Consider the following 24,759-nt stretch of genomic DNA (forward strand, 5'->3'; position numbering starts at 1 on the left):
ATGACGCGCGCCAGGGGCAGCAGCCGGGCCACGTCGGCCCTGTCCCCCACGGCCACGGCGACACCCGCCGCCGCGGCGAGCCTGGCCAGCTGCTGGGAGACGTAGGTGATGCGCCCGTCGGCCACCCGCACGAGGCGCCCGCCGATGTCCAGGCAACTGGTGCCCTGGAGCCGGCCGCGATGGTAGGCGGCGATGTTGGTGGTGCCCCCGCCGATGTCGAGGTTCGCCACCACCGCGCCGGTGTGTTCGGAGTAGGTGTCGACGCCCGCGCCGCGGGCCGCGAGCACGGACTCGAGGTGTGGGCCGGCGGTGGCCACCACGAAGTCTCCCGCCAGTTCGCTGAGGGCGGCCAGTACCTGCTCGGCGTTCTCGGCTCTGGCCGTCTCGCCGGTGATGATGGTCGCGCCCGTCCCGACGTCCGACGGGTCGACGCCGGCCGCCCGGTACTCCCCAGCACGATCGCCTTGAGCGCCTCCGCGTCGATGACCGTGGGAGTGAGCAGCGGCGTGATGTGCACCCGGCCCCGGTAGACGACGACCTTCTCGACGATGGTGAACCGGGGCACGGAGAAGGCGCTGGCGATGTTCTCGACGGTGAGCTCGCTGAAGACGACCTGTGTGGTCGACGTGCCGGCATCGATGCCGACACTGAGGATGGTCTCCGTCATGACACCCGTTCTCAGCGCTGGTCGGGCCCGTGGTCCCTCCCTGGCTCCGTCGCCTCCAGGAGGGTTCTCAGCAACCTAGCATGCGGCCGTGGGGCGGGGTCGTCCGGGGTGCAGGAGCGTGGTCGGGTGCTCAGCGCCCGCCGTCAACACGCTGGAACAGGCCGGACGCGGCGATCGGCCGGAAGCCGAGCCGTCTGTTGATGGCGAGCATCCACTGGTTCTCGGAGGCGTTGCCCGTGATGACGCGGGCGGTGGCAGGCGAGTGGCGGCGCAGCGCCGCGTGGCTCGCCGTCTTCATGAGCATCCCGAGCCCATGCCCGCGGTGTTCCCTGACCACGAGTGTGTCCCACTGGTCCCCCAGCTCCGGGCGCGCAGGGTCGTGGATCATGCAGGTGAACGCCACCAGCCGGCCGTCATGGAGCACCGCGGTGACGAGTTGCTCGTGGCCCGCCATGCGCTGTGACTGCTCATCGGCGCGGATGCGTGCGGCGTCGAACGCCTCGGGCTGATAGTCCGCCTCCCCGCTGGGCGCGTCGGTGCTCATGGCGATGCGGAGGGCGGCGTAGTCGTCGATCAGCTCCGCGGGGGTCGGCCCGTGCCACTGGACGAGTTCGTAGGTCGACGGCGTGGCCGCACGGGCGTCGTCCGCTGCGGCCTCCAACTCCGCCTCGGCTGCCAGCGTGAGCCCTGAGATGGTGTGCACCTGCGCCAGGTTGAAGCCGTGGCGCACCATGAAGGTCACGGACTCGGAGCCGGCCGAGACCCGGCCGTCACCCTCGGCGGCGCGGAGGGTGCGGGCCCCGGCAGGCGGAAGCTCCTCCCAGGTCCACGCGTGGACGGTGCCCCGGCCCGCTTCCCGGGCCGCCGCGAAGCTCGCGTCGAGCAGCGCGGTGCCGACGCCCCGGCGCCGATGGGCAGGGTCGATGACGATCGAGAGCTGGGCCCAGTGGGTGTTGTCCACCTGCGGAAGATCGAGGACGGCGGAGCCGATCAGTCGCCCGTTCTCGGATGCGGAGAACCGCCGCTGCACGCTGTAGTCGGGATGGGCCCCGGCGACCCACCGTGACAGCGCGGACTCCACGAAGTCGTCGTGGTGGAACAGCGACCGGGTGACCGCCCCCCACTGGGCGGCGTCGAACTCAAGCAGTGAGAAGTACCCGGCTTCCATCGTCGGGGGACGCTCGTGACGGGTGATGATCACGGGACAACACTAACTGCGGCGTAGGATCGACGTGTGAGCAATTTCCACAAGCCCGTTCGGCGACCGTCCGACGTCATTGAGCTCATGGGTGGCTCCGGCGACCCGGCCGAGCTCAGCGCCCTGGCCCATGACACCGCCACCGCACTCCTCCATCGCGTCCGGGAGGCCTCGGATCCCGCGATCGTCGACAGGGTGATCGCCTACGCCGACGTCCACGGCATCGACGATGTCGCGGAGCTGTGGGCCGATGCGTCCGCCGACTCCCTGCCCGGAGCGCTGTGGCGGATCTATCTGCTCCGCCATTCCGTGGCGGGGAATCCTGAGTCGGCCGGGCTGCGGTTCCGCCGCGGGCTCGACGTCGATGTCGTCGGACACGCCATGGTGGGCGCCGGCGCCGCTCCGACGCCCGCCGACGTGACGGAACTGGCCACCGTCATCCTGAAGGGCGCCTTCGTAGGCGACTTCGCCGCGGCCCTTGAACGCTCGGCCGCCTTCGCCCGGGTGATGGCCGTCGGCGCCAACGATCTCGCCACCGGCGAGCCCGATGATGTGCGCCGCGAGCAGGAAGCCGCGCTCGCCGCCAGCTTCGGGCATCTCGCCGACGAGCTCACACACGCCGCGCCGCTGTGGCGTGGTGGCCATCTGCGTTGAGTGTGTAGACTCCATGGTGTCGGGCCGCGGTAACCCCGGGCTCCACTTCTAGCCGCTTCGAGCGGCCACGCGCCGAGAGGCGTTCTGCGGCCCGACCCTACTTCTCGTGCAGGAGCTGCTCGACGTCGAGCAGCCGCACCTGCGGCGGGTACAGACCCATCACGGCAAGCGCAGATGCGTGATTCTCGGGGGTCGACCCCGCACAGCCGTCCGTGACGACGGTGATCGTCGCCCCGGCGTCCGCGGCGGGCAGCACCGTCGAGACCACACAGCAGTCGGTGGAGACCCCGACGACGACCAGGTCGGCACCCTCCCCGACGATGGGGGCCAGCACGTCCCATTTCCCGAACGTGGGCGCGTCGACGCGACGCGCAGGGATGTCGGCCAGCTCCGCGACGACGTCGAAGTACGGATCCGTGGCCGGCCGGTCGGCGAACGGCCAGGCATCCATGTAGGCGACCCAGGAACCGACGCGGTGCCCCGGCTCGGGCGGCACCCAGCGGGTCACGATCGTCCGTCCGGCGAAACGCGGCGCCAGCCGCCCGATGACGGCGGCCGCACCGGCCCACATGGGGGACCCCCAGTCGCTGGCAGGGTCAGCGAAGATCCGCTGCGGGTCGATGATCACGAGCCAGGAGTTGTCCATGGGGGTCAGTCTGTCAGTCAGGATCCGGCCGCCGCGAGGAACGCGTCGATCTCCGCTGCGGTCGGGGACGTCGCGGCCCCGCGTCGGGTCACGGTGATCGCCCCAGCCACGTTGGCGCGTCGGCAGGCCTCCACCCAGCCGGTCCCCGCCGCCCGCTCGGCGACCAGCACCCCGGTGTGCGCGTCGCCTGCGCCGTTGGTGTCGATGGGCCGCTGCGGGAATCCGGGCACCTCCGTCACTGCTCCCCCTGCGGCGACGGCGCAGCCGGCGGGGCCGTCACGGACGATCGCGACGGCGCCTGGCCGCAGCCGTGCCGCCACGAGGGCCGCGCCTTCCGCCATGGTGGTCGCTCCCACCAGGGCGAAGGCCTCCTCCTGGTTGGAGGTCCAGACGGTGGTAGCCGCGAGCATCGCGTCACGGGCGGCGGGCGTCAGGTCTGCGAAGACCGCACCCGGGTCGAGCACCACCTCGACGCCCTTGGGAAGCGTTCCGAGCCAGGCCGTCAGCGGCGCCCGGGTCGACTCGACGGCCAGCGAGTAGCCGGTGACGCAGACGAGGTCCCCCGCACGGGGTGCGGAGGTCGCGAGCCCCTCGACGCTCAGCATCCGCTCCGCCCCCTGCATGGTGACGAAGGTCCGCTCGCCGTCACGTTCCACGAGCACGACGCACAGTGCGGTGTCGCACCCGGGCAGCGCCGGTGCGGACCAGGCGATGGAGTCGGCCGCCAGCGCATCGCGGATCAGGTCACCGTTCGGCCCTGTGCCGATGGCACCGGCATGGACGCAGTCGGCACCTGACCGGGCGGCCGCCACCAGCGTGTTGACGGCCCCACCTGCCTGCTGCCCCCAGCCGTCGGCCATGACGTTCTGCCCCCGTTCCGGGAGCCCCGGCACCCTCGCGGTGGCGTCGACAAGAGCCTGACCGGTGTGGATGACGCGTGGCATGCCCGCAGCCTAGCCACCTGGCATCGCGGTGTTGGGTTTGTCTGGCACCCTTGGGGTGTGAGCCGTTTCTTCCATGACACCGACGACAGCTGGTTCCGGCTGGGTCGTCTCCCGGTGACCTCGACCGTTGCAGTCGTCCTCGCGGGGGCCATCGGGATCCTCGTCACCATCTTCGTGGGCGGCGGGCTGGTCATGAGCCTGGCCTACTCGCCGCATCAACTGCTCCAGGGCCAGGTCTGGCGCCCATTCACCTGGCCGTTCGTGGACGGCTTCTCGATCTGGACGGTGCTGAACCTCGTGTTCCTGTGGCTCTTCGGCCGCGATCTCGAGGCGCAGCTCGGTCGCAAGAAGATGGCTTGGCTCTTCGTCGGCATCTGGGGTTCGATGACGCTGGCGTTCACCCTCGTGGGGTTCATCGCCCCCGGCATGCTCTTCGGCCTGGGGATGGTGGAACTGGCGGTCCTGCTGCTGTGGATCGCTGAGGGCCCGAACCGGCAGTTCTTCTTCGGCATCCCGGCCTGGGCGTTCGGCATCTTCATCGTAGCGATGCAGGTCCTCAGCTACCTGGCGGCACGCGCCTGGGGTGGGCTGCTGGCGATGCTGCTGTCCATGGTGCTGGTGGCGATCGCGGCCCGCTCGGTCGGGCTGCTCAGCCTGTACCCGTGGATCCCCGGCGGTCCGCTGGCGAGCAGGCCCACCCGCCAGCGTCCGGCTGCCCCGCGGCCGTCGCATCCGACGAAGGGCCACTCCCGTCACCCCGAGCGACGGGTCTCCGACGAGGCCCGCATCGATCAACTCCTCGACAAGATCAACGAAGGCGGCTTCCAGTCGCTGACCAAGGCCGAACGCAACGAATTGGAGAAGCTGCGGCTGCGGCGCCGCTGAGCCGGCCAGGATGCGAGCGGCCCCCGGGAGGATCCTCCCGGGGGCCGCTTTGCTTGGCCGCTTGACCTCAGGCGCGCTGGACGGCGCCGAAGCGATCGACGGCGACAGCCACCGCCCGCTGCCGGATCTCGGCGGCCTCGGCGTCCGTCAGAGTCCGGTCCGCCCGGAACCGGAGCCCGAAGGCGAGAGACTTGCGACCCTCGCCAGCCTGCTCGCCCGTGTACACGTCGAACAGGGTGATGCTCTCCAGGAGTTCCCCGGCGCCTTCACGCAGCGCCGCCTCCACCTCCGCGGCCGGCACGGTGGCGTCGACGATGAGGGCGACGTCCTCCTTCGCCAGCGGGAACGGCGACAGGATCCCGATGCTGCCCTGCCCTGTGGCGTGGGCCAGCAGAAGATCCAGGTCGAACTCGACGGCGCAGGTCCGCTCCGGCAGCTTGTAGGCCGCGATCACGTCAGGATGCAATTCGCCGGCGTGGCCGATGGCCAGTCCGTTGATGCTGAGCTCCGCGCACCGTCCCGGGTGCCACGGGGCGTGCCGGACGTTGCGGCGGGCCAGGCGAAGGCCGACGGCTCCGGCCGCCGCCTCAGCGAACGCGACCACGTGGGTCCAGTCGGCCGGCACCGCCGGGCCCTGCCATCCGGCGGGACGCCAGTTCCCGGCCACGACGGCCGCGATGGTGCGGGGCTGCGCCGGGAGTGCCTCGTCGATGGCGGCAAGCTCGTCGTGCCCGGGACGGTGGGTCACGGCGGGGCGGGGAGCCGCAGGCTCTCCCCGTCGAGGAAGACCCGACCCTGTTCGAAGAGCGCCAGATCGGTGAGGCTCCTGGACGTGTTGCGGGCGATCGCGGCGAACAGCCCCGGCAGCAGGGTGGTGCGCAGATAGCCGTGGGTCCGCGACAGGGGATTGGCCAGCGCCACCTGCCGGCGCCGGGCGTCACCCTCGGGCACACCGAGGTGGTCGATCTCCTCGACAGAGGCGAACGGCAGGGTCAGCACCTCGCTGAACCCGAGCGCGGCGACGGCACGCAGAACGGCACGGCGGTTGCGAATTGACTGGTCGAGCTCCGGCCGGGCAGGCGCCGTCGGCAGGCGCAGGCCGATGCGGTCGTAGCCGACGTGCCGGGCGACCTCCTCGACGACGTCGTACGGATCGACCAGATCTCCGCGCCAGCTCGGGGCGGTCACGGTGAATGAGTCGCCTAGCGCAGTGACGGGGATCGCGGCTGCGGTCAGCAGCCGGATCGTCTCGTCCTGCTCGACGTGCGTGCCCAGCAGTGCCGGGATGAGCCCGGCCCGCAGCGTGATGTGGTGGGGCGCCGGGGCCCCGCCGACGATCGTCTCAGCGGTGATCTCGCCGCCGCCGTGTGCGACGAGGAGCTTCGCCGCCCGCTGCGCCGCGGCATAGGCGAGCTGCGTGTCGACACCCCGCTCGAAACGTTTGGACGCCTCCGAGGGGAGTCCGTGTCGACGGAAGGTGCGCGACACGGAGGCCGGCTGGAAGTTGGCAGCCTCGAGCACGATCGAGGTGGTGGTCGCGGAGACCTCGGTGGTCTCGCCACCCATCACACCCGCCAGGCCGATCGGGCCCGAGTCGTCCGTGATGAGCAGGTCGTCGGCGTCGAGGTCGCGGTCCTGACCGTCCAGCGTGCGGAGCTTCTCCCCGCGGCCGCGAGACGGACACGGATCGGGCCGGCCAGCGTGGCGGCGTCGTAGGCGTGCAGCGGCTGCCCTGCCTCGAGCATCACGTAGTTGGTGACGTCGACGGCGAGCGAGATCGACCGCACGTCCGCGGCGCGCAGGCGCCTGGCCATCCAGTCGGGGGTCGGTGCCGAGGGGTCGATGCCGTCGATCGTCAGCGCGACGAACGAGCCACAGCGGTCCGACTCGAGCACGACCGGGTAGCCCCCGTCCGTGGCCGCGGGCAGGGGTGTGCGGTACGGGTCCTCGAAGCTGACGGCGTTGGCGATCGCCGCCTCCCGCGCCAGTCCCCGGATCGACAGGCAGTAGCTGAGATCCGGCGTCACGTCGATGTCGAGGACCTGGTCGGCGGTCCACAGCACCTCGGTCGCATCCGCACCGGGGGCGGCCGCGTCGGCGGGCAGGACAATGATCCCATCGTGGTCCTCCCCCAGCTCGAGCTCGAGCATGGAGCAGATCATGCCGTCGGAGATGTGCCCGTAGGTCTTCCGCGCCGCGATGGCGAAGTCGCCGGGCAGCACGGCCCCGGGAAGCGCAACGACGACCAGGTCGCCCTCGTCGAAGTTGTGGGCGCCACACACGATGCCTCGGCTGGCCGGGTGGTCATCCGAGGCCGGATCGTTGTGGTCGCCGACGTCCACGCGGCAGTACCGGATGGTCTTGCCGTTCTTCTGTGGTTCGTCGACGTAGGTCAGGACGCGGCCGACGACCAGCGGGCCGGTGACCGGCGAGCCGGTCTCTTCGACGCGCTCGACTGTCAGGCCGACGCTGGTGAACTGGTCGACCAGCGTGGCCGTCGTGGCATCGGTGGGCAGCGTGACGAGGTCACGGAGCCAGGAGATCGGGGCCTTCATCGGGCTCCTCCCAGGATCGAACGGCTGAAGCGGATGTCGCCCTCGACGAAGTTGCGAAGGTCGGAGGCCCCGGTGCGGAACATCACGGTGCGGTCGACGCCCATGCCGAACGCGAAGCCGGTGTACTCGTTCGGGTCGATGCCGCAGGCGGCGAGCACCCGCGGGTTGACGATGCCGCAGCCGCCCCACTCGATCCAGCCCTCGGAGCGGCAGGTGCGGCAGGGCCGGTCGGGATTGCCGACCGAGTCGCCGTGGCAGACGAAGCACTCGAGGTCGACCTCGGCCGACGGCTCGGTGAAGGGGAAGAAGTGCGGGCGCATCCTGGTCTTCACGTCGCCGAACATGGCACGGGCCAGGTGGTCGAGCGTGCCGCGCAGGTCCGCCATGGAAATGCCCTTGTCGATGACGAGGCCCTCGAGCTGGTGGAAGACGGGCAGGTGGGTCGCGTCGTACTCGTCGGAGCGGAACACCTTGCCGGGGCTGATGATGTACAGCGGGACGCCGCGCGTGAGCATGGCGCGCGCCTGGACCGGGGAGGTCTGCGTACGCAGCAGCTTCCCTGCCTCCGGCGGATCGACCCACAGGGTGTCCTGCAGGGCCCTCGCCGGATGGTCGGGGGCCAGGTTGAGGGCGTCGAAGTTGTACCACTCGGCCTCGAGCTCGGGGCCGTCCGCGACCTCCCACCCCATCGCGACGAAGACGTCGATCATCTCGTCAATGAGGTTGGTGACGGGGTGCAGCGCGCCCTGCGGGGCGATGTCGACGGGAAGCGTCATGTCGATGTGCTCGGCCGCCAGCGCGGCCTGCAGCTCAGCGGCAGCGACAGCCTCCTGCCGCTGGGCGAGCGCCTGGTTGATCTGGCCGCGGGCCTTGCCGACGCGCTGGCCGGCCTCCTTGCGCGCCTGCGGGGGCAGCGCCCCGATCTCACGGTTGGCCAGCGCCAGCGGGGACGTGTCGCCGGCATGGTCGGCGCGGGCGCGCTTCAGTTCTGCCGACGTGTCGGCGGCGGCGATGGCGGCGAGCGCCTCGCTCACGTAGCCGTCCACGGCAGCCGGGTCGAGCGCGGCGACCTGCTTGGGATCGAAGTTGTCGTTAGGCCCTGACATGGGACCCTCCATCTTCTGGCTCTCGTCGTTGCGCGGATGCCGTGGCGTAGAGGCAGACGGCGGCCGCGCTGGAAAGGTTGAGGCTCTCGGCCTGTCCCCACATGGGGACGGCGACGACCTCGTCCGCTAAGCGGGCGTCCTCCTCGGGCAGCCCCCACGCCTCGTTGCCCATCATCCAGGCGACGGGGCCGCTGAGTTCGCCGGCCGCGGCCTTGAGGTCGAGGGGTGCGCCGTCGCCGTCGGCTGCGAGCACCGTCATGCCCTGCGCCTTGACCCGGGCGACGGCCTCGGCGAGCGGGATGCCCGTCAGGATCGGCATGTGGAACAGGCTGCCGACGGTCGAGCGGACCGTCTTGGGGTTGTAGATCTCGACGCTGCCTGCGGTCAGGATGACCGCATCCGCCCCGAACGCGTCGGCGCACCGGATGACGGTGCCGGCGTTGCCGGGGTCGCGGACCTGCGCGCAGATGACGACGAGCCGGGCACCCTGCAACGAGTCCCAGCCGAAGTCGAGTTGGCGGCAGACCGCCACGATCCCCTGCGGGGTGACGGTGTCGCTGAGCTCACGCATCTGGCCCTCGTGGGCGCGCCACACAGGAACGTCGAGGCCGTCGAGGAGATCGGCGTGCCTGGCGGGGTCGTCGACGATCACCTCGTCGACGAGCCCGGAGGCGAGCGCCTCACGCACCGCCTGGCGCCCCTCGGCGAGGAACTTGCCTGCGACGTCCCGGCCCCGGCGCTGCGTCAAACGACGAACCGAACGCAGCACCGAGGCGGGAAGTCCAGGTGCGGCGTTCGGTTCTGAGGTCACTGCACCGCCCGATCAGGCAGCAGCGGCAGGCTGGTTGTCCTTGGCGACGGCAACCAGCGCGTTGAAGGTCGCGACATCGTTGACGGCAAGGTCAGCGAGGATCTTGCGGTCCACCTCGACGCCGGCGTTCTTCAGGCCGCTGATGAGACGGTTGTAGGTCATTCCCTCGGCACGGGCCGCGGCGTTGATGCGCTGGATCCAGAGCGCGCGGAAGTCGCCCTTCTTGGCGCGACGGTCGCGGTAGGCGTAGGTGGCCGAGTGCAGGATCTGCTCCTTGGCCTTGCGGTAGAGACGCGAGCGCTGACCGCGGTAGCCGGAGGCCTGCTCGAGGATTTCGCGACGCTTCTTCATCGCATGCACAGAACGCTTCACGCGTGCCATGGGTTACTCCTTGGGGTATGTCGGCGGGCGCCGACGGTTGTCGTCTGGAAGAAGGTGGACTCAGCGGCCCTTGTGCTTGCCGAGAAGCTTGCGCATCTTCTTGGCATCGGCGGGGGAAACAGCCTCGCTGGTCGACAGGCGACGCAGACGGGTCGAGGCCTTGTGCTCGTTGAGGTGGCCCAGGTTCGCCTGACGGCGACGGAGCTTGCCCGTCCCGGTCGTCTTGAACCGCTTCTTCGCGCCGGAATGCGACTTCATCTTCGGCATATTTGGCTCGCTTTCTTAGGTAATCGACACGATCTCGTCAGAGATCGATGTCAGGGTCCATGTTGTCGGCAGGACCGCGCTTCTTCTTCGCCGCTGCCGCGGCAGCCTCGGCTGCCGCCGCTGCGCGCAGTTCGGCCTCAGCCGCCCGCTCCAGCTCGGCGTTCGACCTGCGCTCCGCCATGCGGCGCTCTCGGTCGGCCGCCTGGTCGACCCGCGCCTCGGTCTTCTTCTTCGTGGGGCCGACCACCATCAGCATGTTGCGGCCGTCCTGCTTGGGGGCGGACTCGACGTAGCCGTACTCGGCGATGTCGGCTGCCAGGCGCTTCAGCAGCTCCATACCCAGCTCGGGACGGGACTGCTCCCGGCCGCGGAACATGATGGTGATCTTCACCTTGTCGCCGCCCTTGAGGAAGCGGACCACGTGGCCCTTCTTCGTCTCGTAATCGTGGCTGTCGATCTTGAGACGGAGCTTCATCTCCTTGGTGCTGACGTTCGACTGGTTCCGTCGGGCGTCGCGTTCCTTCTGCGCCGCCTCGAACTTGAACTTGCCGTAGTCCATCAGCTTGGCGACCGGGGGACGTGCCATCGGCGCAACTTCGACAAGATCCAGATCGTTCTCCGCCGCTAGACGCAGGGCGTCCTCGACGCGGACGATTCCAACCTGCTCGCCGTTGGGGCCGACGAGCCGGACTTCGGGTACTCGGATGCGATCATTGATCCGCGGTTCAGTGCTGATGGGTCCTCCAGTGTTCACGAATGTGGCGTGTCCCGACATGCAAAAGGCCCCCGCGCATGCGAGGGCCCCGACACCATGAACCGTGGACAGTAAACTGCCGGTTCGGCGACCCGGCCGCCCTGGGGCAGACGCGGGTGGGAGTGAGGCTCCGCTTGTGCGGGCAGCCGAAGCTGCCGGTGAACTCGGGCAACTTTACGTGGTTCGGGCTCCAAACACCAATCAGGCGTTGGTGGGGCCTTCCTCCCCGGGTCGACCTCCGCGGCCCGCTCCCCCGCACCCTCCTCGGCGTACTTCACCCAGGCGAACTCCTCGTTCTCGAACTCGACTAGGGCGTTGCCGTCAGCGAGCAGGTCCAGCGCCTCCCCGGCGATGACGAAGGGAACGGGTCCGGCGACGTCGAGCAGCAGGCGGGTGGCTCCCGCGGCGGCGACCGTGGTGCACAGTTCGTCGAGGAGGCACGGCACCGGCCTGGCCTGCGGGTTCCAGGCCCGCATCGAGTCGATGCCCGTGAAGGCCAGCAGGTGGATGTCGCCGTCCTCCTCGAGGGTGACCGCGGCCATCTCGGCGTGACGGTCGGGATCGGGCCCGTCTCCGCCCTCGTCGCCGCTGGCCACGATCGGCATGAGCAGGCGCGAGGTGCACAGCGCCACCAGAGCCCGGATGTACCCCTTCTGGTCGCGGGCGCCTGCGATGGCGGCGCGGGTCACCGGATCGGGGGCCCCGTCGTCGCCGGAGAAGCGGGAGTTGGGCTGGGCGAGCGTGCGCAGATCGGGCATGACGCAGACACTAGCGCCCCGTCGGGTCCGGCCCCCCGTGTGGAACACTGGACCCCATGCCAATCTCGCTGATCATCACCGTGGGCCTGACCCTCGTCATCCTCGCCGTCGCGGCGGGGCTGACGGCGCGCTCACACAGCGCCCGACCGCTGGTCCGGGGCATCGGCCTCGCTGCGATCCCGGTGGGGTACTACCTGGTCGGCTTCACCGATCTCACGATCAACGGCGTGGTCAGCCTCATCGATTGGCTCCAGCGCACGGTGTTCACCAACGTGACGGCGTGGGGCATCGGTCTGCTGGTCGGCGGCATCGCCATCTTCGCGCTCGGCGCCCTCCTCCCCCGGCGCAGCCGTCCGGCGGTCGAGGAGGGAAAGGCGCCAGCCAAGCCGGCCGCCCCGCCGCGCCCCGCCGCGCGGCCCGTCGAGGCCGGGCCGGCGGCACGCCCCGGAACTCCGGCCACCCCGCCGCCCGCAGCGAAGCCGACGGGCAAGCCCGCACAACAGAAGGGCCTCGACGCCGAGGATGCGGAGATCGAGGCCCTGCTGCGCAAGCGCGGCATCATGTGATTCAGGGCTGCTGAGGCCCCTGCTCATCGGCGCCCGCGTCGGGCTCCTGCATGGGACCGGACGCCGAGGCGCCATGGGCCACCAGCCATCGTCGAAGCTCGACGACCTTGCGCTGCCCTGCCTCGCCCTCCAGGAACTGGATGGCGAGCACCGGCTTGCGCACCAGTTCCGGCTCGGCCTTGAGGAGCAGCGAGCTCCAGGCATCGCCGGGCCGCAGCCGCACGCCGGCGATCTGGTCGATGCGGTAGCGCCGGACGATGGGGCCGTTGCGGACGACGACGCCCTCATCGGAGGCCCACAGCCTGGAGTAGCCGATCGACAGCATCATCCCGATCATGAAGACGATGAAGAACAGCAGCGTCGCCATCTGGGGCCACGTGATCTGCTCGCGGATCTCCGCTCCGAGCGCCCACCATCCGAACATCGCACACGACAGCAGCACGATGGACAGCACCACCGACGTCATCAGCGCGGGCGGGCTGGTGTAGGACAGCCGCTCCGGGAGGTCCCCGGTGTCCTCGCTCACAGCCGACACGCGGCGAGCTCGGTGAGCAGAATGCCCCGCGCCCCCGCCTCGTAGAGCCTGTCCATCAGCAGGTGCACGCCCTTGCGGGGCACCAGCACCCGGACGGCGCACCAGCCGTCCTTGGCGAGCGTCGAGACGGTGGGCCCCTCGACGCCGGGGGCGAGGTCCGTGGTCGCGGCCAGGTTCCCGGCCTCCACGTTGTAGTCCATCATCAGGTAGTTCTGGGCGACGAGCACGGACGTCAGCCGGGTGCGCAGAGCGTCGGCCTGCGGCGGCAGATCGCTGCCGTTCCGCTGGATCAACACCGCCTCCGAGGTGCAGATCGGGTCGCCGAACAGCTCGAGGCCTGCCCGCTTCAGGGTGGTTCCCGTGTCGACCACGTCGGCGACGACGTCGGCCACGCCGAGCCGGATCGCGGACTCGACGGCGCCGTCGAGCTTGACCAGCTCGGCGCTGATGCCCTGCTCCCGCAGGTAGCCATCGAGGAGCCCCGGGTAGCTGGTGGCGATGCGGAGGCCCTCGAGATCGGGCAGGGTCAGGGTCGTGCCCACGGGCGCCGCGAACCGGAACCGGGAGCCGGCGAAGCCCAGCTGCATGATCTCGGTGGCGTCGGCCGCGGAGTCCAGGAGCATGTCGCGGCCGGTGATGCCGAGGTCGAGGTCGCCACGGCCGATGTAGACGGCGATGTCGCGGGGGCGGAGGTAGTAGAACTCGACCTCGTGGTCGCTGTCGATCAGCGTCAGGTCCTTGAGGTCCCAGCGCTGGCGGTAGCCGGCGGCGCGCAGCATGGCCGCGGCGGGCTCGGCGAGGGCGCCCTTGTTGGGGACGGCGATGCGGAGGAGTCGGGGTGTGCTCACGGGAGTCCCTGTCAGAGGTAGCGGTAGATGTCTTCGAGGTCGAGATCGAGCGCGATCATCATGACCTGCACGTGGTAGAGCAACTGGCTCATCTCCTCGGCCGCCTGCTCCTTGGTTTCGTACTCGGACGCCATCCAGACCTCGGCGGCCTCCTCGACGATCTTCTTGCCGATGGCATGCACGCCGGCGTCGAGGCGGGCCACGGTGTGGGATCCCTCGGGGCGGGTGCGGGCGGTTTCGGTGAGCTGCTCGAAGAGCTGTTCAAACGACTTCACGCTGGCAGCCTACCGCGTCGGGCCCGGCGTCCTGCCGCCGTGACGTCGCCGGACGGCTGGTCAGATCCGGATGCCGAGCAGTGCGTCGAGGGCGACCGCGAGCTCTACGGGCGCGTCCGTGTCGTCGCTGTCGACGGCGAGGGACCCGGCCACCCACGTGTCGACCGCACGGAGCGCGGCCGGCGCGTCGAGGTCTGTGCGCAGGGCGCGGCGGAGCTCGGCGATGGTCCCGGCGGCCGGCAACCCCGTCGGGTTGTTGAGGGCGCCTCGCCAGGCTGCGAGGCGGTGGGTGGCCCGCTCGAGCAGGTCGGGGGTCCACTCCCAGTCGTCGCGGTAGTGGTTGTCGAGCAGCGCCAGCCGGATGGCCATGGGATCGGCCCCGGCGTGGCGGAGCCGGCTGACAAGCTCCAGATTGCCCTTGGACTTGCTCATCTTCTCGCCGTGCAGCCCCACCATGCCCGAGTGCACGTACGCCTCGGCCAGCGGCTGCCCCGACGCGACGATCGCCTCGGCGGCGCACATCTCGTGGTGGGGGAAGATCAGGTCGGAGCCGCCGCCCTGGATGTCGAAGGCCGAGCCGAGGTAGCGCAGCGCGATGGCCGTGCACTCGATGTGCCAGCCCGGGCGGCCCGCACCCAGCGACGACGTCCAGCTCGGTTCCTCCGGGCGCGCGAACCGCCACACCAGGCAGTCGAGCGGGTGCCGCTTGCCGGCCCGGTCGGGGTCGCCGCCCTTGTCCCGGAACTGGGCGATCATCTCCGCCTCGTCGAGGTGGGAGAGGGTGCCGTAGCCGGGGGCCGCGACGGTGTTGAAGTACCAGTCGGGGTGCTCGGGATCGTCGACCTGGTAGACGAGCCCGCTCGGCAGGAGCTCCTCGATCAGCTCGATGACCAGCGCGATGGACTCGACGGCGCCCACGAAGTGGTCGGGCGGGATGACACGGAGGTCGCGCATGTCGCTGCGGAAGAGTTCGGTCTGGTCCTCGGCCAGTTCCTCCCACTCCTGCCCTGTCTGCGCCGCGCGCTCCAGCAGCGGGTCGTCGACGTCGGTGACGTTCTGGGTGTAGTTGACCGATCGGCCGAGGTCACGCCAGACCCGGTTGACGAGGTCGAAGGTCAGGTAGGTGTTCGCGTGGCCCAGGTGGGTCGCGTCGTAGGGCGTGATGCCGCAGACGTACATGCGGGCGTCGTTCCCCGGCGCCACCTCGACGAGCTCCCGGCGTGCCGTGTCGAACACGGACAACGTCTCCGGCACGTCAGCGGAGGGAGCAACCGTGGGCACATCAACCGGGGGCCAGGCATACATGGCTGCCAGGGTAGCGCCTAGATCGGGGGCCAAGGGATCCGGTGCCACCGCTCAGACGGCAGCGGAAAGACCCCGTTCGCCAACAGCGAATCCGCACGGTCGCGCAGCGCCTCCCACTCCTCGTCCGCCAGACCCGGCGCCGGGGCGACATCCAGCGCGGCCGCAGCCGTCGCCACCTCGATCTCGTCGGGACGGAGCGGGTCCCCGCCCATCCCCACAGGACGGTGCGGAGCTTGTCCTCGACGTGGAGGCTGACGCCGTGATCGATGCCGGCCAGGCGGTCCCCGTCGACGAGCAGGTGCCCCGCCTTCCGGTCGGAGTTGTTGAGCAGAGCATCGAACAGCGCGACCCTGCGTAGCTGGGCGTCGTCGCGGTGGGCCAGCACGATGGGGCTGCCGTCGCTCAGCTGCGCGGCAAGGACGGGCAGCCACTCCGCCGTGACCACCTCGGGGCGCAGCAGGTCGACGAGGTCGGAGGTGTCGCCGTCGACCCACGCCTGGGCCGATCCCTCCCCCAGCGGGCCGTCGACCCACACCGTCTCGGGCACCAGAGAGAACCCCAGCGTCTCCGAGAGGGCGTAGGCCGCAACCTCGCGGCGGGACAAAGTGGCGGAGGGAAAGTCCCACAGCGGCGCTTCGCCGATGACCGGCTTGTACACCCAGCGACGTTCGTCCTCGTCGAGGGTCAGCAGCGTCGCGTTGGAGGCATCCACGAGCCGGCCGACGACCCGCAGCCGACCGGCCGGGCCGGTCATGTGAACAGGGCGGCGCGGTAGCCGTTGGCGCGGGGGCAGATGTGGCCGCCGGGGTCGACGGGCTGGCCGCAGGCGGGGCAGGCGGGGCGTCCCGACGCGACGACGACGTTGGCCCGCGACGAGAACTCGCGGGCCATGGCCGGCGTGAGCCGGATCTGCAGCAGAGAGTTCTCGCTGGAGTCGTCGTCGTTGTCGATGGCGAAGAACTCGAGGACGAGGCGGCGGGTGGCGTGGTCCCAGGCCAGGCCGATGGCGGCGGCGCGGAACTCGACGGAGATGGGGGCATCCAGGGGGCCGAGGTCGGCGGGCTGTCCGACCGGCGGCACGTCGTGCCCCAGTTCGGCGAGCTGGTCCAGCACCTCTCCGATACGGAAGGCGAGGAGTTGCGCCTGCTGCTTCTCGAGGGCGACGGAGGCCAGTCTGCCCCCTGCGCCACCTGGACGAGGAACAGCCGGTTGCCCGGCTGACCGACGGTGCCGAGGATGCACCGCTCCGGGCGGTCGAACTCCAGCATCATGTGCGTCAGCCTACTTCGGGATGTCGCCGCCGCCGACGGTCGGCGCGCCATGAGACGCGTTGACCAGGCCCGCCACCCCGCTGCCGGAGTTGACGCACAGGACCATGGGACGGGGGCCGCTGTAGTCGATCACGGAGACCCCGGCCGGGCCGACGTGCAGCCGCTGGAAGTCGTCGAGCGACAGTCCGAGCGCGTCGGCGAGGACCGCCTTGAGGGGATCACCGTGAGAGAAGACGGCGATGACGTCGCCGTCTCCATGGCGCGCGGCGAGCCCCGCCACGGCGGCGACCACGCGTTCGGCCATCGCCGTCATCGATTCCCCGTCCGGGAACGCCACCGTCGAGGGGGTCCGCTGGATCTCCTCCCAGACAGGGAGCCCGCGCAGTTCGTCGAGGGGGCGGCCGCTCCAGGAGCCGTAGTCACACTCCGTGAGCTCCTCGATCACCTCGGCGTCGGCCCAGCCTGCGAGTTCGGCGGTCTCGCGGCAGCGCTGCAGCGGGGAGGTGTAGACGGCGGACGGCGTGATGCCCCGCAGGAGCTGCATCAGGGCCGCGGCCTGGTCGCGCCCGACGTCGTCGAGCCCCACCCCGGGGAGGCGTCCGGCGAGGATCGCGGAGGCGTTGGCGCTCGACCTGGCATGCCGGATCAGTACGACCTTGGTCATGGCGCCACCCTAACGCGCCGGCCCAGCGGCCGACGGCGTCGCGGGCTCCTCGCGGTAGAGTCGTGCTCGTTTTGCGGCGGAGGGAAGAAACGTGGACTGGATCCAGGCGATCGTGCTGGGGCTCGTGCAGGGACTCACGGAGTTCCTGCCGATCTCGTCGAGCGCGCATGTCTCCATCGTCGGTCAGCTGCTGTTCGACGGGCGCGACCCCGGGCCGCCTTCACCGCCGTCACCCAGCTGGGCACCGAGACAGCCGTCCTCGTCTACTTTCGCAAGGACATCTGGCGCATCATCGTCGCCTGGATCGGCAGCCTCACCGGAAAGGTGGAGCGCTCCGATCCGGATGCCCGCATGGGCTGGCTGGTGATCGTCGGCTCCATCCCGATCGTGGTGCTGGGCCTGCTGTTCCAGGACGCCATCGACACGTCCCTGCGTAACCTGTGGATCACGGTGGCCATGCTGGCGGGCGTCGGCATCGTGCTGCTGGTCGCCGACCGGATCGGGGCCCGCAACACGAAGGAGCTGCGCGAGCTCACCTGGCGCGACGGCATCGTGCTCGGCCTCGCGCAGGCCGCGGCCCTGATTCCTGGCGTCTCCCGTTCGGGCGCGACCATCTCCGCCGGCCTGTTCCTCGGCTACAACCGGGAGGCCGCGACCCGCTACGCGTTCCTGCTGGCGATCCCCGCCGTCTTCGGCTCCGGCCTCTACAAGCTCAAGGACATCGGCGGCGACGCCAGCGCCGCCTGGGGGCCGACGATCCTGGCGACGGTGCTGGCGTTCGTCGTGGGCTACGCCGTCATCGCGTGGCTGCTGCGTTACATCTCGACCCACAACTTCACGGTCTTCGTCTGGTACCGCCTCGGCCTTGCCGCCGTCGTCGCCGTCCTGATCATGACCGGCGTGCTGGCTGCGTAGGCTTCGGACATGCAGCTTCGTCCTCTCGGCGCCAGTGGGCTGGCCGTCTCCCCCATCGGCCTCGGCACGATGGCGTGGGGCCGCGATGTCGACTGGCCGACGGCGCGGGACCTGCTGCGCCTCTTCGTCGCCGAGGGCGGCAACCTGATCGACACCGCCCCGCGTACGGGGCGGGCGTGGCCGAGAAGATGATCGGCAAGGCGCTGGCCGGCGGCATCCCCCGGGAGGACCTCGTCATCGCCACGAAGGCGGGCTTCGTCGTGCGCGGCGGGCGACGGGTCATCGACACGTCACGGGGCGCGCTGCTGGACGATCTCGAGCAGTCACTGCGCCGGCTCCGCACCGACCATGTCGACCTGTGGCAGGTGCACGCCTGGGGGGACGCGCCCATCGAGGAGACCCTGTCGGCGCTGGACACGGCTGTGTCGCGCGGCATGGCCCGCTACGTGGGCGTCTCCAACTTCGTCGGCTGGCAGTCGGCGACGGCGGCGACCTGGCAGGCCGCTGACCGCACCCGCACCCCGCTGGCCAGCGTCCAGGTCGAGTACTCGCTGCTGGCCCGCCGGGCAGAGGTGGAGATCGTGGGGGCGGCAACCCACCACGGGCTCGGGATCCTCGCCTGGTCCGGGCTGGGGCGCGGGGTTCTCAGCGGGAAGTACCGCGGCGGACGGGTCCCGAAGTCGTCGAGAGCGGCCGCCGAGCACTTCTCGTGGTTCGTGGAGCCGTACCTGCAGCCGCGCTCGGGCGCCATCGTCGATGCGCTGGCGCACGCCGCGCAGGGGCTGGGGATGTCGCCGGTGCAGGTGGCGTTGCTCTGGGTCAGGGACGCGCCGCAGGTTGCGTCCGCCCTCGTGGGTCCGCGGACGACGGAGCAGCTGGCCGAGCTGCTCGAGACCCAGCGCCGACAGCTGGTAGCGCCGATCGTGGCGGCGCTCGACGACATCTCGGGCGGCCCCAACGCGGCCCGCGGGTAGCTGACGGCGTCTCAGCGCAGCGAGAACGTCACGTGGTGCACACCGTCGTCGTCGATGGCGAGCGCCAGCGTCCCGCCGACGTCGGCGAGTTCGCCCGTCCCTGAGCCGGGGACGATCTCGTACCGGAGCTCCTGCGCACCGGACTCCATCCGGCCGAACTGCTGGAAGGCCAGGGTCCCTGAGCGTCCATCGAGGACGCCGTCGAATGTCTCGAGGGCCACGTAGCCCGCGGTTCCGCTGGCTGGGTCACCGGCGCTCAACATGACGCCGGAACTGGTACCGGCCGCCGCCCCGGACCACTCCTTCGTGAAGTCGAAGCGTCCCGTGCCGGGGAGCACGGCGTCTGCCGGGGTGATCTCGATCTCAAAGCTGGCTTCGATGCCCACGCTCAGCCTCCTCGCTCGCTGTCCCCATGCTAGGGGCAGCCGGGAGGCCAGTGTGCGGTGCCGGCGAGACCGGCGTCACTCGCCGGCGGCCGCCAGCTGTGTCTCCAGGTGGAAGACCTCGTCCAGGTGGACCCACGCCTCGTCCGGGGCGCCCTCGGTCGCGAAGAGCCGCGCCATCTCGGCCTGCCAACGGCGGTTGACGTCGGTGGCAGCGACCTTCGCCTGCGCCGCATCGAGGTCATCCGACTCGGCGTACCCGACCAGGAGACCGTCGTCGCCGAGATGCAGTGAGTAGTTGTTCCAGCCGGCCGCCTTCAGTTCGCGGAGCAACTCGGGCCAGACGCGGGCATGGGCCTCGCGGTAGGCGACCAGGTTGGCCGGATCGACCCGGCCGATGAAGCAGTAGCGACGCACGTCGGTTCCTCCCGTGGAAGTGTCGTTCGACCCTACGCACCGCCTTTGAAACGTGTCAACTGGGCGGGTGACCACGATGCGGACGGCGCACGCGCCCGGAGCCTCCGATTTGCGCTCCCCCGGGACCCACCTGCTAGAGTTACTTCTCGCATCCCGCAAGGGAATGTCACTCGTCCGGGTGGCGGAATTGGTAGACGCGCTAGCTTGAGGTGCTAGTGCCCGTTAAGGGCGTGGAGGTTCAAGTCCTCTTTCGGACACGCGATTCAGAGGAGCCGTGACAGGTATAACACCTAGTCACGGCTCTTTTGTCGTTCTCAGCGTTGGGCGAACCCGGGTGACCGTCGGCCTACGCTTGACGGCCAGTCTCCTGTGATTGCGAGTCACTTTGCAGTGGGGGTGCTGAAAGTCGGGCAGAGTGTCGACGATGTCACAACGCTTCACGATAGCCTGGGTTGCCATGAGGTCCCTCACTCGTGTCGGCTGGGTTGCCCAAGCCGCAACGCTGCTAGCTGCCGGTATTTCGCTGTTCCCCACCTGGCGCATGGTTTTGGGAGAGTCCACTCTCCTCGATGTCCGGTGGATGAGCGGCTTCACCTTCACCTACGCAGCCTGGGGCGCGTTGCTGCTGAGTCTGGGCTTGCTGGTGGTTTCCTGCTCAGTCCTGCTTCGAGTCTTGCTTCGGAAGCCGGTTGTCGGGGCCTGGCCATGGGTTCTCTTGCTGGCGCTGGGGCTCACTCTCGTTCTGCCCTGGGTTGGAATCACAGACATCTCATATCCAACCCCTTGGGGCTGGGTCGGTCTTGCTATCTCAGCGTGCGCAGTGGTCTTCTGGTTCTCACACTGGCGGCAGGTAAGACTGACCCTCCCACTACGTAACTACCCTCACACTTAAAGCTCTCGGCACAAGCCACAATCGCCAAGGGCGAGTGTCCATTCGCTGCGTATGCGCTCTGCGGGACCTCGAAGGCTTCCGCCCGCCACCACCAGGGCGGGCCGACTGGGGTGGGAACCGGCCCGCGGGGTGGTGTCTTGCGACACACCCGAGTTTGCGACAGTGCGTCGCCGCGAAGAGACGACGAAGCTGTTTTTATCCCCCGCGCGTACCCCCTAGGGCCCACTGCAGGGTGGGGAGATGCGCGCTGCGCTCGCACGCGGTGGTCCTCCCGTCCGCCGACCCCGGGGGTCCCGCCACGCCCGCCCACCCGGCCCGGTACGGTAGAGGTCATTCGTCGATGAGGGGGTCAGGAATGGGTTTTCTGGGCAGGTTGTTCAGCCGGGATGAGGCCGATATCGCGCTGCGGGATTTCGACTCATCGGCCGCCCGGGCCGACATCGACGCCCTGATCGATGCCCTCAACCAGCTCGCGGACGCCATGGACCACGACGACGCCCCCTCGAGAACCCCGGCTGGCGTGGCCGTATGCGGGATCTGCGCAACGCGAGCGGCTCCCTGCGGCTGCTGATCCGCCGTCCCCAGTTCGACAAGGACGAGCTCTACGAAATCCTGACCACCGTGCGTCCGCTGTACCGTGGCGAACCCCCCAGGGACTTCGCCCACCTCGCGGAATTCAATACCGAGGTCGTAGCCCGCATCGAGGCTGTACACCGTTCGGCCAACTGACCCGAGACCTAGGGCCGAGCTTCGGCACGGCGATCGCAACACCGGACGCGGAGGCACTACAGTCGGGCCACCGGCACGGTGCAGTGCCCGCCGGCTCCGATGAAAGGTGGACGGCCTGTGACAACGACGCCCCCGGCCTCCACCGCTCCTTCCACTGCCGTTCAGCCTGCCGCGTCGGTACCCCCTGCTGAGGGGCCGCTGGTAGAGACCCGCGGCCTGAGCAAGCTCTTCCGCGTGGGTTCCTCCAGAATCGCGGCCCTCAACAACGTCGACCTCACGGTGCCGCGCGGATCGTTCACGGCGATCGTCGGCACGTCGGGATCCGGCAAGTCCACGCTCCTGAACATGCTGGCGGGCCTGGAGAAGCCGACCGCCGGCGAGGTCTACGTCGCCGGCCAGCCTCTGCATCGCTTTTCCGAGGCCCAGCTCGTCGCCTACCGGCGCCAGCAGGTCGGGTTCATCTTCCAGTCGTTCAATCTGCTCCCCACCCTGACCGCCCTCGACAACGTCGCCCTGCCGCTGTCGTTCCAGGGCATGCCGAAGGCCCGTCGTCGTGCCAGGGCACGGGCCGTGCTGACACAACTCGGCCTGGGGCAGCACCTGCACCACAAGCCCACGCAGCTCTCGGGCGGGCAGCAGCAGCGGGTCGGCATCGCGCGGGCCCTGGCCGTCAACCCGACCATCGTGTTCGCCGACGAACCCACCGGCAACCTGGACTCGCGCACCGCGGAGCGGATCCTCACCCTGTTCCGCAACGTCATCGCCCGCTACAACCAGACGTGGATCATGGTCACCCACGACCAGCACATCGCCTCGTTCGCCGACACCGTCGTCTCCATCGGCGACGGCCGGATCACCGGCATCCACACCAACACCACCCCCGAACCGGGAGCCCGCTCATGAAAAACCTGGCACGCATCCTCTCGTTGCTGGTCCTGACACTGGCGATGTGTCTGGTCCCCCTGACCAGCGCCGCCGGTGACGGCGAGGGCACTGGCGGCAACGGGTCCGGCGGCAACGGCTCCGGAGGGGGTGGCGGCGAGGTTCCCCCTGTCGGGGGCGTGTCCGTTCCCCGGGTGATGGTCGAGGACTTCTCGGTGAACCCCCAGCAGGTGTTCGCCGGGCAGGGCTTCACCGTCCACTTCTCACTGCGCAACACATCGACGACGACGCGGGTGCAGAACCTCAAGGTGACGCTGGCCTCCCCCGACACCGCGTTCCTGCCGACGGGGGCTCGTCGTCGATCTTCATCTCGCGCATCTCGGCGGGCAAGTCGTCGAGTCAGTCGATGTCGTTTCGGGCACTTCCCGCGCTGGAGGCCAAGCCGTACCCGCTGACGATCACGGTCGAGTACGAGGACGGCAACGCCAACCCGTTCACCGCGACGGAGACTCTCGCGATCGAGGTCAACCAGGAGCTCCGCGTCGACTCCTCCATGCCCTCCGTCGTCCCCCAGGGGTTGATGGTCGGCCAGCAGGGCTCGCTGACGTTCTCGATCCAGAACCAGGGCAAGGCCAAGCTCTTCAACGCCCGGGTGACCGTCGCCGAGGGCCAGGCCATCGCTGCTGTCGACCACTTCGTCGGGACGATCGAGCCGGGCGCGAGTGGCGCCGTCGACGTCACAGTGACGGCGAACGAGGTCTCCATGGCACCGGTCGAGCTGGTGATCTCCTACGAGGACGTCAACGGCGAACCGTTCAGCCTCACCAGACAGATCGAGGTGCCGGTCATGGAGGAGGTGGGGCCCGTCGATCCCGGCTTCCCGGAGGAGCCGATGCCCGAGGAGATGGGGTTCCCGTGGCTCCCCGTCATCGTCGGCGTCGTGCTGCTCGGCGGGGTGGCTGCGGTGATCACCATGGTGGTCGTCTCACGCAGGCGTCGCGCCGCGCGCGAGGACGAGGCGTCTCTCGCCGCCCTGTCCGGCGACCCGCTCATCACCGACGACTGGCAGTAGCCCGATGCGTTTCTCGGATCTGCTGGGGACCGGGCTGGCCAGCCTGCGCCAGCGGCCGTTCCGCACCCTGCTCACGGTGCTCGGGGTCGTCATCGGGACGGCGGCCGTCGTCGTCATGGTGTCGCTCGGCATCGGCATGACGCAGGGCTACACGCAGTCCGTCGAGGAGAACCCCGGCCTGCGTCAGGTCCGCATCTACTCCGTTCCGCAGGACGCGGTCCAGATGGGGTTGCCGACCGCCGTCAATCAGGAGCTCGTCACGTACCTGGCCAGCTACCCCGGCGTCGAGGCAGCCTGGCCCACCTACAACGTCGAGGCGATGGCCACCGTCGACGGCCACACCACGTACCTTTCTGTCACCGGCGTCCCCCACGAGGCGATCGTCTCCCGCAACATCGACTTCGAGTGGGGTGACTTCCCGCAGCAGGGCTCGCTCGGGCTCGTCCTCGGCGACCAGATCGGGCTCAGTCTCTTCTACGACGAGATCACCGGCATGCCGATCGAGGTCGACTTCCAGACCTCGACGCTGTTCCTCCAGTTCGGCGCCATGCCGGAGGGACCAGGATTCCCCGGCGAGGCGCCTCCTGAGGAGACCCCGAAGCCGAAGAAGCTGATCATGCCCATCGCGGGCGTGCGGGCACACGACGAGGCCAATCCCTACGGCATGGACTCCTTCGCGATCTTCGCCGAGCTCGACCCACTGGTCGACACGCTCAAGAAGGCGATGCCCGGCAAGCCGCTGCCGAACCAGCCGTCCACAGCAGACGGCAAGCCGATGCCGGGATTCGTGTACTCCGAGATCGTGCTGGAGACGACCGACCCCGGCGCCGCCGAGGCGCTCATGACGTCGCTGCGCTCCGAGGGGTGGGACGCGCAGAGCGAGATCGAGTGGATCAAGCAGGCCCAACAGCAGGCACTGCTGATCCAGGCAGTGTTCGGCGGCATCGGGTTCATCTCGCTGCTCGTGGCCGCGATCGGCATCGCCAACACGATGATGATGAGCGTGTACGAGCGGACCAAGGAGATCGGCGTCATGAAGGTGATGGGTGCCGCACTGGGCGACATCCGCAAGATCTTCCTGTTCGAGTCGGCGACCCTCGGCTTCTTCGGCGGCCTGGTGGGTGTGCTGCTGAGTGTGGGCGGCTCGGCCCTGATCAACGCCATCTTCGGCTCCGCGCTGGGCGGCGAGGGCGGTCCGCAGTCCATCTCCCTCATCCCGCCATGGCTGATGTTGGGCGCGCTGGCCTTCTCGACGCTGATCGGCACACTGGCAGGGCTGCTCCCCGCCGTCCGCGCTTCACGGCTGTCGCCGCTGGCCGCGATCCGCAGCCAGTAACTCCGGCGCGGGCCGCCTTGTCGGCCCTGGAGTCTAGCGGTCCACTGCTCAGCCCCTAACCGGACCCCT

General features: G+C 69.7%; 27 protein-coding genes, 1 tRNA gene and 4 pseudogenes. 11 read left to right on the top strand and 21 right to left on the bottom strand.

What is annotated here, in order from left to right:
- Window positions 1-26: 26 nt before the first annotated feature.
- From H9L22_RS20410 to H9L22_RS07255, 3 genes and pseudogenes are all read right to left on the bottom strand, one after another.
- A pseudogene (locus H9L22_RS20410) lies at window positions 27-398 on the bottom strand (ethanolamine ammonia-lyase reactivating factor EutA); the annotation flags it as partial.
- 113 nt (window positions 399-511) lie between these two features.
- Window positions 512-667: pseudogene (locus tag H9L22_RS20415) on the bottom strand (ethanolamine ammonia-lyase reactivating factor EutA); the annotation flags it as partial.
- A 130-nt stretch (window positions 668-797) separates the two neighbouring features.
- Window positions 798-1,868, bottom strand: coding sequence for a GNAT family N-acetyltransferase (locus tag H9L22_RS07255; protein ID WP_187722182.1), 1,071 nt, complete (start codon window positions 1,866-1,868; stop codon window positions 798-800).
- Between the two features lie 33 nt (window positions 1,869-1,901).
- Here H9L22_RS07255 and H9L22_RS07260 point away from each other — a divergent pair, with 33 nt between their 5' ends.
- Complete coding sequence (locus H9L22_RS07260; RefSeq protein WP_187722183.1) at window positions 1,902-2,519, top strand: DNA-directed RNA polymerase subunit beta; 618 nt, start codon at window positions 1,902-1,904, stop codon at window positions 2,517-2,519.
- A gap of 97 nt (window positions 2,520-2,616) precedes the next feature.
- On the opposite strand, the gene H9L22_RS07265 is transcribed toward H9L22_RS07260, so the two are convergent.
- A complete protein-coding gene (locus H9L22_RS07265; RefSeq protein ID WP_187722184.1) occupies window positions 2,617-3,165 on the bottom strand; it encodes a cysteine hydrolase family protein in 549 nt (182 codons plus the stop codon).
- Between the two features lie 17 nt (window positions 3,166-3,182).
- Complete coding sequence (locus H9L22_RS07270) at window positions 3,183-4,109, bottom strand: PfkB family carbohydrate kinase (RefSeq protein WP_187722185.1); 927 nt, start codon at window positions 4,107-4,109, stop codon at window positions 3,183-3,185.
- 57 nt (window positions 4,110-4,166) lie between these two features.
- Between H9L22_RS07270 and H9L22_RS07275 the strand changes: the two genes are divergently transcribed.
- On the top strand, window positions 4,167-4,994 hold the full coding sequence (locus H9L22_RS07275; RefSeq protein ID WP_187722186.1) for a rhomboid family intramembrane serine protease: 828 nt from the start codon (window positions 4,167-4,169) through the stop codon (window positions 4,992-4,994).
- 67 nt (window positions 4,995-5,061) lie between these two features.
- Here H9L22_RS07275 and pheT read toward each other — a convergent pair.
- The 7 genes and pseudogenes from pheT to H9L22_RS07310 form a co-directional block, all read right to left on the bottom strand.
- Window positions 5,062-7,549, bottom strand: a pseudogene (gene pheT, locus H9L22_RS07280) (phenylalanine--tRNA ligase subunit beta).
- Entirely contained in the window at window positions 7,546-8,655 is a 1,110-nt protein-coding gene (gene pheS, locus H9L22_RS07285) for a phenylalanine--tRNA ligase subunit alpha (RefSeq protein ID WP_187722187.1), read from the bottom strand. Before pheS ends, pheT begins: the two are co-directional and overlap by 4 nt.
- On the bottom strand, window positions 8,642-9,466 hold the full coding sequence (locus H9L22_RS07290; protein WP_187722188.1) for a TrmH family RNA methyltransferase: 825 nt from the start codon (window positions 9,464-9,466) through the stop codon (window positions 8,642-8,644). The genes pheS and H9L22_RS07290 overlap by 14 nt, the downstream gene beginning before the upstream one ends.
- A gap of 12 nt (window positions 9,467-9,478) precedes the next feature.
- The gene (gene rplT, locus H9L22_RS07295; protein WP_187722189.1) at window positions 9,479-9,847 is read right to left on the bottom strand and encodes a 50S ribosomal protein L20; all 369 of its coding nucleotides are present in this window, start codon (window positions 9,845-9,847) and stop codon (window positions 9,479-9,481) included.
- A 60-nt stretch (window positions 9,848-9,907) separates the two neighbouring features.
- On the bottom strand, window positions 9,908-10,114 hold the full coding sequence (rpmI, locus tag H9L22_RS07300; RefSeq protein WP_187722190.1) for a 50S ribosomal protein L35: 207 nt from the start codon (window positions 10,112-10,114) through the stop codon (window positions 9,908-9,910).
- Window positions 10,115-10,151: 37 nt separating this feature from the next.
- Window positions 10,152-10,889: a translation initiation factor IF-3 gene (gene infC / locus H9L22_RS07305; protein WP_187722191.1), complete on the bottom strand. Its 738-nt coding sequence runs from the start codon at window positions 10,887-10,889 to the stop codon at window positions 10,152-10,154.
- On the bottom strand, window positions 10,865-11,626 hold the full coding sequence (locus tag H9L22_RS07310; RefSeq protein ID WP_187722192.1) for an SseB family protein: 762 nt from the start codon (window positions 11,624-11,626) through the stop codon (window positions 10,865-10,867). Before H9L22_RS07310 ends, infC begins: the two co-directional genes overlap by 25 nt.
- A 56-nt stretch (window positions 11,627-11,682) precedes the next feature.
- On the opposite strand from H9L22_RS07310, the gene H9L22_RS07315 reads away from it, so the two are divergent.
- On the top strand, window positions 11,683-12,192 hold the full coding sequence (locus H9L22_RS07315; RefSeq protein WP_187722193.1) for a hypothetical protein: 510 nt from the start codon (window positions 11,683-11,685) through the stop codon (window positions 12,190-12,192).
- 1 nt (window position 12,193) lies between these two features.
- Here H9L22_RS07315 and H9L22_RS07320 read toward each other — a convergent pair whose 3' ends face one another.
- The 7 genes from H9L22_RS07320 to H9L22_RS07350 are packed head-to-tail and all read right to left on the bottom strand — an operon-like array spanning window position 12,194 to window position 17,090.
- Window positions 12,194-12,718, bottom strand: a complete 525-nt coding sequence (locus H9L22_RS07320) for a PH domain-containing protein (RefSeq protein WP_187722194.1) — start codon at window positions 12,716-12,718, stop codon at window positions 12,194-12,196.
- Window positions 12,715-13,575 (bottom strand): ATP phosphoribosyltransferase, encoded by an 861-nt coding sequence (gene hisG, locus H9L22_RS07325; protein ID WP_187722195.1) that lies wholly within the window; start codon window positions 13,573-13,575, stop codon window positions 12,715-12,717. Before hisG ends, H9L22_RS07320 begins: the two co-directional genes overlap by 4 nt.
- 11 nt (window positions 13,576-13,586) lie before the next feature.
- Window positions 13,587-13,850, bottom strand: coding sequence for a phosphoribosyl-ATP diphosphatase (locus H9L22_RS07330; RefSeq protein ID WP_187722196.1), 264 nt, complete (start codon window positions 13,848-13,850; stop codon window positions 13,587-13,589).
- 60 nt (window positions 13,851-13,910) lie between these two features.
- Complete coding sequence (gene mshC / locus H9L22_RS07335; protein ID WP_187722197.1) at window positions 13,911-15,155, bottom strand: cysteine--1-D-myo-inosityl 2-amino-2-deoxy-alpha-D-glucopyranoside ligase; 1,245 nt, start codon at window positions 15,153-15,155, stop codon at window positions 13,911-13,913.
- Window positions 15,133-15,909, bottom strand: a complete 777-nt coding sequence (locus H9L22_RS07340; RefSeq protein ID WP_226966190.1) for an SCO1664 family protein — start codon at window positions 15,907-15,909, stop codon at window positions 15,133-15,135. Before H9L22_RS07340 ends, mshC begins: the two co-directional genes overlap by 23 nt.
- Window positions 15,906-16,397, bottom strand: a complete 492-nt coding sequence (locus H9L22_RS07345) for a DUF3090 family protein (protein ID WP_226966191.1) — start codon at window positions 16,395-16,397, stop codon at window positions 15,906-15,908. Before H9L22_RS07345 ends, H9L22_RS07340 begins: the two co-directional genes overlap by 4 nt.
- A gap of 39 nt (window positions 16,398-16,436) precedes the next feature.
- Window positions 16,437-17,090 carry an MSMEG_4193 family putative phosphomutase gene (locus H9L22_RS07350; RefSeq protein WP_187722198.1) on the bottom strand — a complete coding sequence of 218 codons (654 nt, stop codon included), beginning with the start codon at window positions 17,088-17,090 and terminating at the stop codon, window positions 16,437-16,439.
- 237 nt (window positions 17,091-17,327) lie between these two features.
- Between H9L22_RS07350 and H9L22_RS07355 the strand changes: the two genes are divergently transcribed.
- Window positions 17,328-18,005 carry an undecaprenyl-diphosphate phosphatase gene (locus tag H9L22_RS07355; protein ID WP_264292617.1) on the top strand — a complete coding sequence of 226 codons (678 nt, stop codon included), beginning with the start codon at window positions 17,328-17,330 and terminating at the stop codon, window positions 18,003-18,005.
- 9 nt (window positions 18,006-18,014) lie between these two features.
- Window positions 18,015-18,979 (top strand): annotated as a pseudogene (locus H9L22_RS07360) (aldo/keto reductase).
- A gap of 11 nt (window positions 18,980-18,990) precedes the next feature.
- On the opposite strand, the gene H9L22_RS07365 reads toward H9L22_RS07360, so the two are convergent.
- Both H9L22_RS07365 and H9L22_RS07370 read right to left on the bottom strand, forming a co-directional pair.
- Window positions 18,991-19,365, bottom strand: a complete 375-nt coding sequence (locus tag H9L22_RS07365) for a DUF3224 domain-containing protein (RefSeq protein WP_187722199.1) — start codon at window positions 19,363-19,365, stop codon at window positions 18,991-18,993.
- 75 nt (window positions 19,366-19,440) lie between these two features.
- Complete coding sequence (locus H9L22_RS07370; RefSeq protein ID WP_226966192.1) at window positions 19,441-19,779, bottom strand: L-rhamnose mutarotase; 339 nt, start codon at window positions 19,777-19,779, stop codon at window positions 19,441-19,443.
- A 172-nt stretch (window positions 19,780-19,951) separates the two neighbouring features.
- Between H9L22_RS07370 and H9L22_RS07375 the strand changes: the two genes are divergently transcribed.
- The 6 genes from H9L22_RS07375 to H9L22_RS07400 all read left to right on the top strand — a co-directional run bounded on the left by H9L22_RS07375 (window position 19,952) and on the right by H9L22_RS07400 (window position 24,690).
- Window positions 19,952-20,036: transfer RNA gene (locus H9L22_RS07375), tRNA-Leu, on the top strand.
- 1,163 nt (window positions 20,037-21,199) lie between these two features.
- Complete coding sequence (locus H9L22_RS07380) at window positions 21,200-21,400, top strand: hypothetical protein (RefSeq protein WP_187722200.1); 201 nt, start codon at window positions 21,200-21,202, stop codon at window positions 21,398-21,400.
- A gap of 234 nt (window positions 21,401-21,634) precedes the next feature.
- Window positions 21,635-22,303, top strand: coding sequence for an ABC transporter ATP-binding protein (locus tag H9L22_RS07385; RefSeq protein ID WP_226966193.1), 669 nt, complete (start codon window positions 21,635-21,637; stop codon window positions 22,301-22,303).
- Complete coding sequence (locus tag H9L22_RS07390) at window positions 22,300-22,737, top strand: hypothetical protein (protein WP_187722202.1); 438 nt, start codon at window positions 22,300-22,302, stop codon at window positions 22,735-22,737. Before H9L22_RS07385 ends, H9L22_RS07390 begins: the two co-directional genes overlap by 4 nt.
- Window positions 22,689-23,354: a COG1361 family protein gene (locus tag H9L22_RS07395; protein WP_187722203.1), complete on the top strand. Its 666-nt coding sequence runs from the start codon at window positions 22,689-22,691 to the stop codon at window positions 23,352-23,354. The genes H9L22_RS07390 and H9L22_RS07395 overlap by 49 nt, the downstream gene beginning before the upstream one ends.
- A 4-nt stretch (window positions 23,355-23,358) precedes the next feature.
- Window positions 23,359-24,690, top strand: coding sequence for an ABC transporter permease (locus tag H9L22_RS07400; RefSeq protein ID WP_187722204.1), 1,332 nt, complete (start codon window positions 23,359-23,361; stop codon window positions 24,688-24,690).
- Window positions 24,691-24,759 lie beyond the last annotated feature (69 nt).

Source organism: Tessaracoccus defluvii (assembly GCF_014489575.1).
GTDB classification, from domain to species: Bacteria; Actinomycetota; Actinomycetes; order Propionibacteriales; family Propionibacteriaceae; genus Arachnia; species Arachnia defluvii.